This is a genomic window from Shewanella intestini, assembly GCF_018221465.1.
Lineage (GTDB): Bacteria > Pseudomonadota > Gammaproteobacteria > Enterobacterales > Shewanellaceae > Shewanella > Shewanella intestini.
Window position 1 is genome coordinate 164,540 of the sequence record NZ_JAAIKR010000004.1, and the last position, 13,971, is coordinate 178,510.

The following is a 13,971-nucleotide window of genomic DNA, read 5'->3' on the forward strand; positions in this document are numbered from 1 at the left end:
TTACTAATGCGTTAAATTGGCGCCTTAGTATGACTAAAGTGTTATATCATATTTTAAAAAGAAAAAACGTTGTAAATTGGGAGTTTTAATGTCGCAAAAAGGCCCTTTTAAGCCAAAGAAAAAAACCATTGATGCTGAAGTAAATGCATTAAAGCTGCCGCCACATTCAATTGAAGCCGAGCAATCTGTTTTAGGCGGGCTGATGCTTGATGCTGAAGCGTGGGACCGTGTGTCTGAAGCCGTTGTTCCTGAGGATTTTTATTCTCGCTCCCATAAAATGATTTTTAAAGCCATGCAGCGGTTAATGGAGCTAGGACAACCTATCGACTTAATTACTGTCTCTGAACAACTTGAGATAGAAGACCAATTAGAAGACGCCGGTGGTTTTGCTTATTTGGGGGAAATTGCCAAAAACACCCCTAGTGCAGGCAATATTTTGTCTTATGCCGATATTGTGCGTGAGCGGGCTGTCGTGCGGGACATGATTGGCGTTGCACATGAAATTGCCGATGCCGGTTACAATCCTGAAGGGCGTGATTCAAGTTCATTATTAGACTTAGCCGAAACCAAAGTCTTTAAAATTGCTGAAATGCGCGCTAATTCAAATGAAGGCCCTGAAGGCATTAAGTCAATTCTTGAAAAAACCGTCGATAAAATTGAACAGCTTTATAATAATCCTCATAACGGGGTGACGGGTGTGTCGAGTGGGTTTCGTGATCTTGATGGCATGACCGCCGGTTTTCAATCGGGTGATTTAATTATTGTGGCAGCTCGTCCGTCGATGGGAAAAACCACCTTTGCGATGAACTTGTGTGAACAAGCTGCGATGAATGAAGAACATCCGGTGCTTATTTTCAGCCTTGAGATGCCTTCAGAACAAATTATGATGCGGATGTTGGCCTCATTGGGCCGCGTTGATCAAACCAAAATTCGTACTGGTCAGTTAGATGATGAAGATTGGGCACGAGTATCATCAACGATGGGCATTATGCTTGAACAAGGCAAAATGTATATTGATGATGGTTCGGGGTTAACACCGACAGAAGTTCGAAGCCGGGCAAGGCGTATTGCCCGTGAGTATGGTGGATTATCAATGATCATGGTCGATTACTTGCAGCTAATGCAGGTGCCGTCATTAAAAGATAACCGTACCTTAGAAATTGCTGAAATCTCACGGTCATTAAAAGCATTGGCTAAAGAGTTAGAAATCCCAGTTATTGCATTATCTCAGCTAAACCGTTCTTTGGAGCAACGCGCGGACAAACGCCCGGTTAACTCAGACTTACGTGAATCTGGTTCTATTGAGCAAGATGCCGATTTAATTATGTTTATTTATCGTGATGAAGTTTATAACGATGACTCTGAAGATAAAGGTACGGCTGAAATTATCATTGGTAAACAACGTAACGGCCCGATTGGACGGGTTCGTTTAGTGTTCCAAGGGCATTTCTCACGCTTTGATAATTATGAAGGCCCGCAAATTGGCGAAGATTAAACATCTTGCTGAAACAACAAAACGTTACCCGTAAAAATATCAATTCAATTATCGATAAACAGCTAATCAGTGCATTAGTTTAAGGCAGTACTATTTGAAACCGTTTCCACGTGCAGAAGTCAGCCGTCAGGCGCTGCAACATAATCTCGCTCGCTTAAAGCAAATCGCGCCTAACAGCAAAGTGATGGCGGTAGTAAAAGCCAATGGATATGGACATGGATTGTTAAACGTTGCCAACAGTGTGACTCAAGGTCAACATCAAGCTGATGGCTTTGGTCTAGCCCGTTTAGAAGAAGCCTTAGCGATGCGTCAAGGTGGAGTGACGGCAAGGTTGTTACTATTAGAAGGTTTTTTTAGACAATCTGACTTACCCCTGTTAAATCAACATGACATTGAAACGGTTGTTCATCACGAGTCGCAGCTAACTATGTTAGAGTCGGCAACTGTTGAGCAACCTATTTCTGTGTGGCTTAAAATTGACTCTGGCATGCATCGTTTAGGCTTTGGTGTTGATGATTTTAATGATGTGTATCAACGCTTAATACAATGCGACAATGTCAAAAAGCCGGTGAATCTCATGACACATTTTTCATGTGCTGATGAGCCAGAAAACCCAATAACCACTGAACAAATAAATTGCTTTAATGCCATCGCAAAAGACTTAGGCGGTGACCGAACTCTAGCCAATTCAGCTGGCACATTGTTTTGGCCAACTAGCCAAGCCGATTGGATCCGCCCCGGGATAGCACTCTATGGTGTGTCGCCGGTAATGGGAGATAGAGGTTATGCGCACCAACTCGTGCCAGCAATGGAGTTAATGTCGCGTTTAATTGCGGTTCGAGAACATAAAAAAGGCGCAAGTGTCGGTTATGGTGCTTATTGGCAAGCAAAACGTGATACCCGCCTAGGCGTTGTTGCCATCGGTTATGGTGACGGCTATCCGCGTAATGCACCAGAAGGCACACCGGTATGGGTTAATGGCCGTTTAGTGCCTATTGTCGGGCGTGTTTCAATGGATATGTTGACGGTTGATTTAGGGCCTGATGCAACCGAGCAAGTGGGTGATGATGTGCAACTGTGGGGCAAAAACCTCGCGGTTGAAGATGTGGCAGAACATATTGGCACCATTGCATATGAGCTTGTTACTAAGCTAACTCCTCGAGTCACAGTGTGTCTTGATTAAACTTTATTGATATGAATGTTAATATGCGAGTGAATGACAGAAATTACATTCACTCGCTGTCAGTGAATAGATAACTAAAATGTTGTTATCACTAATGTATTATATTGAATTAATTCGTATCGACGGTCTGTTTATGCAAAGCGTTGAATGCTTAGTTACTTCCTGCTTCCTGCTACCTCTTACCCGCTACCAGCTTCCTGTTACCTTCATATAGCAACGACGTAACCCAGTTAATTATTCCACCAACTTACTTACCCATTTTTTATTAGATTTAATAGCAAGTTTGAGTTAAAAATTTTTTATTAATTGTCATTGTTACTGTTGGATTATTGTGACAAATCGATGCGTATGTATTGTAAAACCAAAAAAATTAAATATTAATTGTTGTATTTCAGTGTTAATTAGATTGTAGGTTTTAAAAATGTACCATTGAGATTAATAGTGGCGAATTAAACCGTGCTCAAGATAATTAGCTGCTAAATTAATTTAGCATTTTACTCGTTATCTTGTTTTATTTAACCCTGTAAATAAAGTATTCCTAATTTATAATAACTTGAAGTTATAAATTAGGGTTATATTTTTAAGTCGTTGCTTGTTAACTTTTAGTGGGTTATACAATATCTGTAAATTAAAAAGATTATTAAAATGAATTTAAAATTAGATCTAGATCTTATGTGTATTAAAAATGCACCTTTAAAATTAATACAATTGCTTTGTTTTAATTTAACATTGAATTTGTTATTCCTTTAAAATATATGTTATGCAGCACCTTGTGGTTAATTAAATCTTCATATAAATCAACATGTTTTAAGTTGACTGTTGTTTTTGATGATATTAACAAACGATAACATTTAAAATGGTTACTCAATCACATTAATTGCTATATATGTAATTTAACTCACAAATGTAATTTGAGGTGTTTAACATCCATTAAATATCAAACTAAAAGAGTATGATATTTTTATTGAGTTAAAACATAGTTTTGACTCGTGGTCAGCAAATACATTTAATTAAACCTGTATTCAATAATAATTAATGGTGTATGTCAGTCTGGTTTTTACATTAATAAGTCTAAATACTATTAAAAGTGAGCTTAAAATTTATTTATAGAGGATAATAATATGGAGCGTAGACGATTTTTAAAGGTGAGTGCAGCAATGGGGTGTGCAGCCTCAGTTGTAGGTTGTAATTCAAATTCCAAATCTAAAACAACTGGCGAACCTTGGGCAAAAATAGGGGAATCTACAGAAATAAAAAACGTAGGTGAACCATTGACCGATCTTGGCCCATCAACTGAAGTTGCTGAAGAAGGATCTTGGACTGCTTGTTTGGTGAACTGTGGTTCAAACTGCCCAGTCAAAGTTATCACCCAAAATGGCAAAATTACCCGTATTGATGCTCATACGAATGATGGTAAAGACGATTATGATACAGGTGATGTGCCAATTCGCGCCTGTTTACGTGGCCGTTCATTACGTCAGCGTACATACGCTGCAGACCGTTTAAAAAAACCGCTTAAACGTGTAGGTGACCGTGGACATGGACAGTGGGAAGAAATCAGTTGGGATCAAGCGTTTAATGAAATCGCAACCAAAGCCAAAACACTTTCAGATAAGTACGGTTGTCGTTCAATATATAATAACTACGGCTCCGGCGCATATTATGGCTTCCACAGTAAATCATGCATCACACTAGCAATGAAAATGGGGCTAGGTGGTTATCTAGGCTCATACGGTAGCTATTCTTGGGCTCAATATGGTGCCGCAGCACCAGCAACTTTTCCTCGTAATGGTTCAACATCGGGTACGCCACTGTCTCAACTTAAACATTCTGACTTTTTTATGGGTTTTGGTTTTAATCCATTTGAAATGCGTATGTCAGGTTCTGGCCAGCAGTACGATATGCTTAAAGCAATTGAAAAAGCGGGTAAGAACTTAAAACACATTATCAATGTTGATCCTCGCTACACTGAAACTGGATTAGGCAAAGAAACTCAATGGGTTGCAGTTAAGCCAGGTAGTGATGCTGCGCTTGCTGAAGCCATGGCCTATGAGATGATTAATTCAGGCTGGGTTGATCGTAATTCTAAGGCTTGGATTGACGCAAACTGTCTTGGTTATGATAAAACGTCCCTTGAAAACAAAAAAGCAGCATTAATTGCAGCTAAAAAACAAGATGAAGCTGATCTGATTGATGTTGGAGAAAACTACCATGACTATGTTATGGGAGTTGGTAAGTTTACAGAGAAACACGATGCAGCATGGGCAGCCCCTATCTGTGGTGTTTCAGTTAGTGAAATCAAACAGTTAGCCCAAGACTTAATGGATGCGCAGGCTCCGTATATTGTTGTTGGTGGAGGCATTAACCGTCACTCTTGTGGTGAGCAGCAATGTCGTGCTTTATTTATGCTACCGATTTTAACGGGTAAAATTGGTAACCCTGGCGTGAGCAATGGGTTAATGCCTGCAAACAGCGGTCTCGGCGGCGGTGGATTTGCTAATAGCGCATCAAATAATGCACATGCCTCAATTTCTTGTTTCCAATGGCCGGAAGCGATTGAGCGTGGTAAAGATTTTACCCCTGAAACTGATGGTCTTCGTTCTGTAAAACCAGGTGAAAAACTTGGCACGAATATTAAAGCCATCTTTAATATGAACGGTAATACACTGCTTAACCAACACGCAGATGTAAACGGCACCCGTAAAATTCTTGAAGATACGACGAAATGTGAATTAATCGTAGTGGTAGATTGTTGGATGACAGCTTCTGCTAAAATGGCTGATTATATTCTTCCTGATACATCTTGGTTAGAAACGGATGATATCGCGGGTGATTCTTATGCATCTGGTGAGCTCGGTTATATGACCTTCATGAAAGCTGCAATTGAGCCAATGTACGATTGTAGAAATATGTGGGATATTGGTCTGGGTCTTGCCAAAGCTTGGGGTAAAGAACAAGATTATACTAAAGGCAAAACGCGCCAAGAATGGTTAGAACAAGCTTATCAAGGTGTCCATGACCGGTATAATGGTAAAGGATTAACATTACCGGCAACCTATGCTGAAGCACAAAAAGTAGGTGTAGTTAAAAAAATAGCTGTCACTTCTGCTCCTAAAATGGCTGAGCTTGCAAATAATACAACGCCGAAGGCTGACGGTACTTTCCCAATTTATATTTATTCAATGGATTATGCTAACAAAGCCAAAACATGGACTCCATGGAAGAATTCAACTGCAGCTTGCGATCAAATAACCGCTATTCCTAAATACACGCCTGCGTATACAGAAACAAAAACTGAAATAAATGAGTATCCATTTCAAGTTGTTGAATATCATACAAAAGGCCGTACTCACTCAAGCTATCACAATGTTGCTTGGTTACGTGAAGTGGTGCAAGACGCGGCATGGGTTAACCCTGTTGACGCACAAGCGCTTGGATTTAACGATACTCAAATGATTACGATGACAAGTCCACAAGGGGCTATCGAAGTCATGATTAAGATCACTGACCGTGTTATGCCTGGTGTTGTTGGTATTGCACAAGGTGCTTGGTATTTAGGTACAGGGGCAACAGATAATGGTTTAGGCCCAATTGGTAGTGTAGATAAAGGTGGTTGTTCTAACACGTTAACTAAGTACCATCCTACGCCGGTTGCTAAAGGTAACCCACAACACACTATTCGCGTTAAGTTAAGCTAAATTAGGAGTATCAAATTATGACTGCAAAAACTGCAACAATCCCAACTAAGCAGTATGGGTTTTACATTGATACTACTGTTTGTAGCGGCTGTAAAACTTGTATGGTGTCTTGTAAAGACCGTAGTAATGTCAATGCGGGGCTAAAATGGCGCCGTGTTTATGAAATGGTTGGTGGTAGCTGGAATAAACAAGCCGATGGCTCTTTTCAACAAGATGTGTTTAGTTACTACACTTCTATTGGTTGTAACCATTGTAGCGATCCTGCTTGTGTAAAAGTTTGTCCTGTAGGAGCACATACTAAGCGTGAGAGCGATGGTTTTGTGTTAATTGATGCTGATAAATGTATTGGTTGTCAGGCTTGTGCTAGTCAATGCCCTTATGATGCGCCTCAGTTTGATGCTAATACACATAAGATGACTAAATGTGACGGTTGTAATGATCGTGTCGCTAAAGGACTTATGCCGCAATGTGTTGAGTCTTGTCCATCACGAGCATTGGATTTTGGTGAAATTGGTGAGCTGCGCAAAAAATACGGTAAAAATGCTGATATTCAGTCTTTACCTGATTCAAGCCAGACCAAACCTAATATCATTGTAAAAGTTAATAAGCATGGTACTAAATCTGGCCATATTAACAACGCATTTGAAGTGACTAACCCTGCGTTAAATTCTTCACCTAGGCATGTTGTTAAGTAAGTAAGTAAAGCACGTTAAATTGCTGAGTATAAGCCGAGACGACTGTCTCGGCTTTTTTACTTAAAAGAGAAAACCACTGACTTAACCTCGTTGAATATCAAGCTAAATCTTATTGAAATATTCGATAATATAAAAACGTGAACCAGTAAAAAAAAAGGTTTTGCGTTGTAGCATATAATCAATTTAAGCAAGCTAATCAAACATCTTTGCATGCATAATTTACTAGAAGTAAAAGGTATCACCAATGAAAAATGAAACAATGATATACACCGCTGCAGCCTGCCGAATTTTACATAACCTCTATTATAATAAGCCTAACGATGAGTTTATGGCGCAGTTTAGAGAAGAAAAATTACACCAAGATTGGCCAATTTTAGGTGATAGTAAGATTGTTGAACAAGCCGTTAAACAAATAGATTCATCATTATCTGTTGAAACAAATGAAACCATTTTACGTGACTATTATCGTTTGATCATTGGACCCGGCAAAGCGCTTGCTTTCCCTTGGGGGTCAGTTTATACCGATCGTGAGAATATTGTTTGTGGTGAAACAAACATTGCGTTTGAAAATTTTTGTCATCGTTTAGAAATGAAAATGGAGCTTGAATTTAATGAACCTTGGGATCATATTGGTTTGATCTTAGGTGCATTAGCACAGATTATAGAAGCGGAAGATGAAGCTGCGCTTAAAGAGTTAATGGAAGTTCATTTAATGCCTTGGGCTCCGCGCTTTTTAGAATTATTTTTAAAACATGCTCAAACTAATTTTTATAAAGCTTTTGCAATCCTTACAGGCCAAGTTTTGAGTAATTTAATGATTGAGAAAGGTTATATTTCCGAAATAAAAACATTATACCTTTAATGTTCAAATTTGTTTAAGTTTGTTTAAGTTTTGCTATTTCTTTGTCATAATTTCAATGGTGTTATTTGTTGAATGATATATTTTGTATCTATTGTGATGAAGGAATAGTTAATTTGTTAACTTAAAACTCGGCACATATAAAAACAGCAGTAAATGTTATTACGCTAAAAAATCTTCAAGTTATTTCAAGGTGGCACGAATTACACTTTAGGTTTGAGCATATTACTGCGACTTGCCCGTTGACGGCGCATTTCATTGTCCCATTGTTCATATAAAGATAGCATGTTGGCCGCAACGATTTTTTGCTCTTTTGTTAGTTCAGGTTCATAGCCACGAGTTGCAAAATGCTTAGCGATAATACAGATTAAATGTTCAGGTTGCGTTAATACCCGACTTTCTAGACTTAAAATAACCATTCGGCGCAAGCCAACACTTAATATTGCAAATAAGCTATCAACATTGTGCTCAGAACGTGCCAATAATTCTGGTGATTCTTGTTGAACCTCCAAACAAAGTCCATTCACAACTTGCGATAAAGTTGTTGGACCATGAAAAAATTGATGTACTAAAGGGTCACTGGCAATAAATACTTCAAGTGATTCATTGCTTTTCCCAACATCCCAATGCTGCTTACTAAACTCTCTAATCGATACCATAGTAAAACCGTTCGATGTAAATATTTTATAAATAGTAATTTATACACATATAAATAAACGTGATCGGACGATAATTATCAAGTCTTAGATTTAGTTCCAATTCACTATGTTACTACATACGCTTATATTTGTGTTTTGCGCATAGCGATATCGTTGTGTAAAAATCGCTTATAAATAGTACCTACTATTATAAATTTTGCCGAAGTGAACAGCGAGGTGCGAAAAGTGTTAAAAGTCATTCAAAATAAATTACAATAGACACTAACGAGGTTTTTTAAACAAAAAACTGCCATTTAAAATTTGTAAGAATTGAAAAATTAATGAAATCAATAAATCGCACGTTTTCCATTGCTCCCATGCTTGATTGGACAGATCGCCATTATCGATATTTTGCCCGCATTATGTCTAAGCAAACGTTGCTATATACCGAAATGGTCACCACTGGCGCTATTATTTTTGGTAAGGGCGATTATCTTGGCTTTAACGAGCAAGAGCATCCTGTTGCTTTGCAGTTAGGTGGTTCAAACCCGCAAGATCTTGCTCGTTGTGCAAAATTAGCGGCGCAGCGTGGTTATGATGAAGTGAACTTAAATGTGGGTTGTCCATCTGATCGGGTGCAAAATGGTCGCTTTGGTGCATGTTTAATGGCTGAACCTGCTTTGGTTGCCGAGTGTGTTGATGCAATGAAGCAAGTGGTAGATATCCCTATTACGGTTAAGTCTCGTATTGGGATTGATGAGCAAGATAGCTATGAATTTTTAACTGACTTTATTGATGTCGTATCTGCAAGTGGTTGCCAAGAATTTACTATCCATGCTCGTAAAGCGTGGTTACAAGGTTTAAGCCCAAAACAAAATCGTGAAATTCCCGAGTTAAATTACGCACGGGTTTATCAGCTTAAACAAGATTATAGTCACTTAAATATTGGCATCAATGGCGGTATCACTACGCTTGAGCAAGCTAAAGAACACCTTAAGCATGTTGATGGCGTTATGGTAGGGCGCGAGGCCTACCATAACCCTTATATTTTAGCTGAGGTAGATCAGCAGCTACATGGTATTGATCGTGAGGTCATTACCCGAGAACAAGTGATTGAGCAAATGCTACCTTATATTGAGCGTCATATTGCTGATGGTGGCCGCCTGAATCATATTACTCGTCATATGATTGGTTTATTCCAAGGTTTGCCGGGTTCAAGAAGTTGGCGGCGCTATTTAAGTGAAAATGCCCATAAAACAGGAGCCGGTGTTGAAGTTGTACATGATGCCGTGAGTGCAATGTTGGAAAACCAATAAGTTAACCATTGTTTATATTGAAAAAAAGCGCCGAAAGGCGCTTTTTTTTCATCAATTAATTACATTCTTTGTTAAATAACAGCAGAACAAGACACTAATGAGTATTTTGACCAACTAGGTAGTCAAATTCACTATTGATTAGCTTTTGATGTGTTGTTTATATTGTTAGCTGAAATTATAATTTGATTGTTTTTATTTACGATGTTGTTTTAAAAGGATTTTTAAAAGTTGGCACGTAGGTTGTAATAGTATCTATGTCAGCAGTTGAACATGGGTTTAACTGAATCAACATACTAAAGGATTGCATCATGTTTACTTTAAATTCAACCAAAATCATTGCGCGTTCAATTAAATCATCTATTGCCGTTGTTGTGCTCGCAACAGCTAGTTTATCTGCTCAAGCAAATGAAATATTAATGAATGATACCTTATCTTCAATTGAGAAAAACATCAGCCATGCCAGTAGCGAAATGTTTACTAATGCCCAACAAGACATTGTATTGTCGCTAAAAATGCAAATCGCCGAACAAGTTTTTGCTTTATCTTCTGCATTAGAAAATATTGACACCGCTGAAGTGACTGAAGCTGAAACGCAAATTGCGACCGCTAAGGAGTAAGGATGGTGTTTAGTGTCGGAGTGATTGTCCCTTTAGCCGGGTTACTGTTGCTACCCGTATTATGTTTTATTGGCTTAGCAACCATGGCTAGCTGGGTTGAAGGGAAAACGCGGTAAACCATAACGTCAAATTGGTAAATATTTTGGTCAGGTTAATTAATATCAAATGAGTATAGGAGTGAGGAGTTATGAACCACTTTTTGGAAAAATTAAGCGTTCATTCACGGGTTGTATGTGGTGTTTGTAGTCAAATAAGCCGAAAGCTGGGTTGTGATGTGTTAGTGAGCCGTTTGGCAGCGATTATTTTATTGATTATTAGCCCTGTTATGGCATGTATTGCTTATGCTGTTATTGCAATTATTATCAGCCAAAGTACGTCACGCTACTAAAAACTATTATATTTTAATAACGTAACGCCATATTTTATTCTGGTTATTTTTTCAAAAAAGCATTAAAACGTACTTTGGCCTCATTACTTTGTAAACGCACATCAAACTCAATAAGTTCTTTTTCCATCTGCTCTTTTACTGCTTGTTGATTGTGTCGCAATAATTTACGTGACGCTTGCATTGACTGAGGTGGTAACGCAGCTAATTTCTTTGCTTGTTGTAAAGCGAAATCGCCTACTGAAACTGTGTCGATAATAGCGTTGATAATATTTAATTCATTGGCTGTTTTAGCTGAGAAAGGCTCCCCCAATAACAACAATTCTGCCGCTTTCTGATGACCCACCAACTGGGGCAATAAATAGCTAGAAGCTGCTTCTGGTACTAAAGCCAATTGCACAAATGGCATTTGAAACTTGGCCGTGCTATCTGCGTACACTAAATCACAATGCAACAATAAAGTCGTGCCTATACCAACGGCAGCACCAGAGACTGCAGCGACCATGGGTTTAGATATCGATAATACGGTAAGTAAAAATTTTACTGTTGGATGATGGTTATCAAGTGTGCCTGACTGTAAAAAATCAGCAATATCATTGCCGGCTGTAAAGCAGGTTTCGCTGCCTTTAAACATAAACGCTCGAATATTATTGTCCGCTTCACCTTGGATCAGGTATTCTGTTAGTTGTTGATACATTTCCAGATTAAAGGCGTTGCGCTTCTCTGGACGATTAAAACTGATGACACGGACACCTTGTGCATCGCATACCTGGATAAGACTCATTCGTTATTTTCCTTAATGAAAACGAGTAGGTTTAAATGGAGTTTAAGACATTGAAAGTTATATTCAAACACTTGTTTAATTTTTTTGCATTAATGAGTTTTTGCTCTTCGAGCTTTGCCAGTATTGTTATGACTGACGGTTATGTGCGTGCAATGCCTGCAAGCGTACCCAATACTGCTGCTTATCTCACATTAGAAAATCATTACCCCGTGCCAGTTAAATTAATGGCGGTTAAAACAGAAGTAGCAAAAGAAGCACAATTACACACCATTATTGAAGAAAATGGCTTGGTGAAAATGCGTCAAGTCAGTCATTTTGATATTGCATCTCATCAACAGTTGCGCTTACAACCCTCTGGTGACCATATTATGTTACTGGGTTTAAAACAGCCTTTAAATGCAGGTGATAAAGTAAAAATGACCCTAGTTTTCAGTACTGATGACACCTTAGATATTGAATTACCGGTAAAGAAAAAAATGGCGAGTAATGATGAACATGCTCATCACCATCATCAACATTAATACAAATCAGCGATCTTATAGGAGAGCATAAATGCAGATAACCCGAAATCGGATTTTAAGCCTAGTAGGGCTGTTAGTTATTATCGGCTATGGCATTACGGTATGGTGGAGCATTGAACCTGAGCCATTAGAGCCTGAAATATATGGGGCTAATGCGTCTGAGCATGTTGTCGGTTATGCCACTACCAGTGCATTAATTAATACTATTGAGGCTTTATTGGATAAGCCTGGAGGTTGGTTATCAAATGATGTCATGCTGCCTTCTGTGTTGATGGATAATATGCCTGCGTTTGAATATGGTGCATTAGAGCAAACACGTGACTTAGCCTTAATCATGCGTAATGAATTTAGCCGCTCTCAATCACAATCCACCGCGGATCAAGACTTGTTAGCCGCCCATTCAAAACTGAATATTTCACATACTAGCTGGCTTGTACCAAGTTCAGAGAGTGAGTATTTGGAAGCAATTAAGTTGTTGAAGTTGTATCGTGCTAAAATCAGCGACACTCAAAATAACCAAGCGCAATTTTATGCGCGGGCTGACAACCTTAATGAATGGTTAAAAGAGGTACAAAAGCGTTTAGGCAGTATGTCTCAGCGTTTGTCAGCAAGCGTTGGGCAAGAGCGATTAAATACAGATCTTGCCGGTGATACATCTGCTCGACAGTCAACGCCAGGGTTAGCCAGCAGCGAAATTAAAACCAATTGGTGGAATGTTGACGACGTGTTTTACGAAAGTCGTGGTTCTGCATGGGCATTGCTTAATTTTATGAAAGCGGTTGAAGTTGATTTCGCGGACGTATTAGAAAAGAAAAATGCTCAAGTGAGTCTGCGACAAATTGTTCGTGAACTTGAGGCGACACAAGCAACAGTGTGGAGTCCAATGATATTAAACGGAAGTGGTTTTGGCTTAGTCGCAAACCATTCGCTAGTGATGGCAAATTACATATCCCGTGCCAATGCCGCGGTGATTGATTTAACAAACTTACTTTCTCAAGGATAACAATGAAGAAGTCTCTTATTGCAACAGCCCTTGTTGGCTTATTTACTTTGTCTTCAGCTCAAGCAGCAACGATTGTTGGATTTAAAGTCGGTGGTGATATTTGGAAAACAGATACCAGTGGTACTCTTATCGATGGTAATGTAAACCAAAGCTTTGATTACAGCTCAGAAACATCAGGCAGTGTTTGGGTTTCTTTTGAGCACCCTGTTCCCTTGTTACCAAACATTAAAATTCGTGAAAACCGCTTAGACAGTCAAGCAAGTGTCAATTTTACTGGCGCTGACAAAGTCTACAATAACTTAAACAATACAGATTTTGTGCTGTATTACGAGTTACTTGATAACGATCTTGTTGAATTAGATATCGGCGCCGCCTATAAAAAAATGAATGGCTCAACCCGAGTTGATTATAAAGGTAGTTTAGTTGCTAACACTGATATAGATAGCGGCGTAGTGATGGGATATGTTAGTGGTTATGCAAGCTTACCATTTTTTGGCCTTTACGGATTTGCTGACTTAATGCAAGGTATTGATGAGTCAGGTGTTTATGATTATTCAGCCGGCTTGGGTTGGAACTTTGAAAACACGATTGTCGATACCCGTTTCCGGTTAGGTTATCGTGAGTTTAACTTTGATGTGAATAACTTCTCTGGTACAACCCAAGATACTAAATTTAGCGGTGCATTTGCCGGTGTTGAATTAAGCTTCTAATCATTGTTTTAGCGGTTATTTAACCGCTTACAATAAATATAAAAAAACCGCCAATTGGCGGTTTTTT

At 38.8% G+C, this 13,971-nt stretch carries 13 protein-coding genes; 11 read left to right on the forward strand and 2 right to left on the reverse strand.

What is annotated here, in order from left to right; genetic code table 11:
• Positions 1-88 precede the first annotated feature (88 nt).
• The 5 genes from dnaB to G3R48_RS06620 all read left to right on the forward strand — a co-directional run bounded on the left by dnaB (position 89) and on the right by G3R48_RS06620 (position 7,933).
• Positions 89-1,495: a replicative DNA helicase gene (dnaB, locus tag G3R48_RS06600; RefSeq protein ID WP_153661717.1), complete on the forward strand. Its 1,407-nt coding sequence runs from the start codon at positions 89-91 to the stop codon at positions 1,493-1,495.
• 94 nt (positions 1,496-1,589) lie between these two features.
• Complete coding sequence (alr, locus tag G3R48_RS06605; RefSeq protein ID WP_153661715.1) at positions 1,590-2,678, forward strand: alanine racemase; 1,089 nt, start codon at positions 1,590-1,592, stop codon at positions 2,676-2,678.
• Positions 2,679-3,799: 1,121 nt separating this feature from the next.
• Positions 3,800-6,376, forward strand: coding sequence for a DMSO/selenate family reductase complex A subunit (locus G3R48_RS06610; RefSeq protein ID WP_153661713.1), 2,577 nt, complete (start codon positions 3,800-3,802; stop codon positions 6,374-6,376).
• Positions 6,377-6,393: 17 nt separating this feature from the next.
• Entirely contained in the window at positions 6,394-7,071 is a 678-nt protein-coding gene (locus tag G3R48_RS06615; RefSeq protein WP_153661711.1) for a DMSO/selenate family reductase complex B subunit, read from the forward strand.
• A 244-nt stretch (positions 7,072-7,315) separates the two neighbouring features.
• On the forward strand, positions 7,316-7,933 hold the full coding sequence (locus tag G3R48_RS06620; RefSeq protein WP_153661709.1) for a TorD/DmsD family molecular chaperone: 618 nt from the start codon (positions 7,316-7,318) through the stop codon (positions 7,931-7,933).
• Between the two features lie 200 nt (positions 7,934-8,133).
• Here the strand turns inward: G3R48_RS06620 and G3R48_RS06625 are convergent, their stop codons facing one another.
• Positions 8,134-8,589: a hypothetical protein gene (locus G3R48_RS06625; RefSeq protein ID WP_153661707.1), complete on the reverse strand. Its 456-nt coding sequence runs from the start codon at positions 8,587-8,589 to the stop codon at positions 8,134-8,136.
• A gap of 320 nt (positions 8,590-8,909) precedes the next feature.
• Here G3R48_RS06625 and dusA point away from each other — a divergent pair, with 320 nt between their 5' ends.
• The 3 genes from dusA to G3R48_RS06640 all read left to right on the forward strand — a co-directional run bounded on the left by dusA (position 8,910) and on the right by G3R48_RS06640 (position 10,889).
• Positions 8,910-9,884 carry a tRNA dihydrouridine(20/20a) synthase DusA gene (gene dusA / locus G3R48_RS06630; RefSeq protein WP_153661705.1) on the forward strand — a complete coding sequence of 325 codons (975 nt, stop codon included), beginning with the start codon at positions 8,910-8,912 and terminating at the stop codon, positions 9,882-9,884.
• A 308-nt stretch (positions 9,885-10,192) separates the two neighbouring features.
• Positions 10,193-10,501 (forward strand): hypothetical protein, encoded by a 309-nt coding sequence (locus G3R48_RS06635; protein ID WP_153661703.1) that lies wholly within the window; start codon positions 10,193-10,195, stop codon positions 10,499-10,501.
• A gap of 187 nt (positions 10,502-10,688) precedes the next feature.
• Positions 10,689-10,889 carry a PspC domain-containing protein gene (locus tag G3R48_RS06640; RefSeq protein ID WP_153661701.1) on the forward strand — a complete coding sequence of 67 codons (201 nt, stop codon included), beginning with the start codon at positions 10,689-10,691 and terminating at the stop codon, positions 10,887-10,889.
• Between the two features lie 43 nt (positions 10,890-10,932).
• Here the strand turns inward: G3R48_RS06640 and G3R48_RS06645 are convergent, their stop codons facing one another.
• Positions 10,933-11,670, reverse strand: a complete 738-nt coding sequence (locus G3R48_RS06645) for an enoyl-CoA hydratase-related protein (protein WP_153661699.1) — start codon at positions 11,668-11,670, stop codon at positions 10,933-10,935.
• 35 nt (positions 11,671-11,705) lie between these two features.
• On the opposite strand from G3R48_RS06645, the gene G3R48_RS06650 reads away from it, so the two are divergent.
• Genes G3R48_RS06650 through G3R48_RS06660 form a run of 3 tightly spaced genes read left to right on the forward strand, consistent with a single transcriptional unit; the run spans position 11,706 to position 13,904 of the window.
• Positions 11,706-12,191: a copper chaperone PCu(A)C gene (locus G3R48_RS06650; protein ID WP_153661697.1), complete on the forward strand. Its 486-nt coding sequence runs from the start codon at positions 11,706-11,708 to the stop codon at positions 12,189-12,191.
• Between the two features lie 31 nt (positions 12,192-12,222).
• On the forward strand, positions 12,223-13,194 hold the full coding sequence (locus tag G3R48_RS06655; protein ID WP_153661695.1) for a DUF2333 family protein: 972 nt from the start codon (positions 12,223-12,225) through the stop codon (positions 13,192-13,194).
• A 2-nt stretch (positions 13,195-13,196) separates the two neighbouring features.
• Positions 13,197-13,904, forward strand: a complete 708-nt coding sequence (locus tag G3R48_RS06660; RefSeq protein ID WP_153661693.1) for a TIGR04219 family outer membrane beta-barrel protein — start codon at positions 13,197-13,199, stop codon at positions 13,902-13,904.
• Positions 13,905-13,971: the final 67 nt, after the last annotated feature.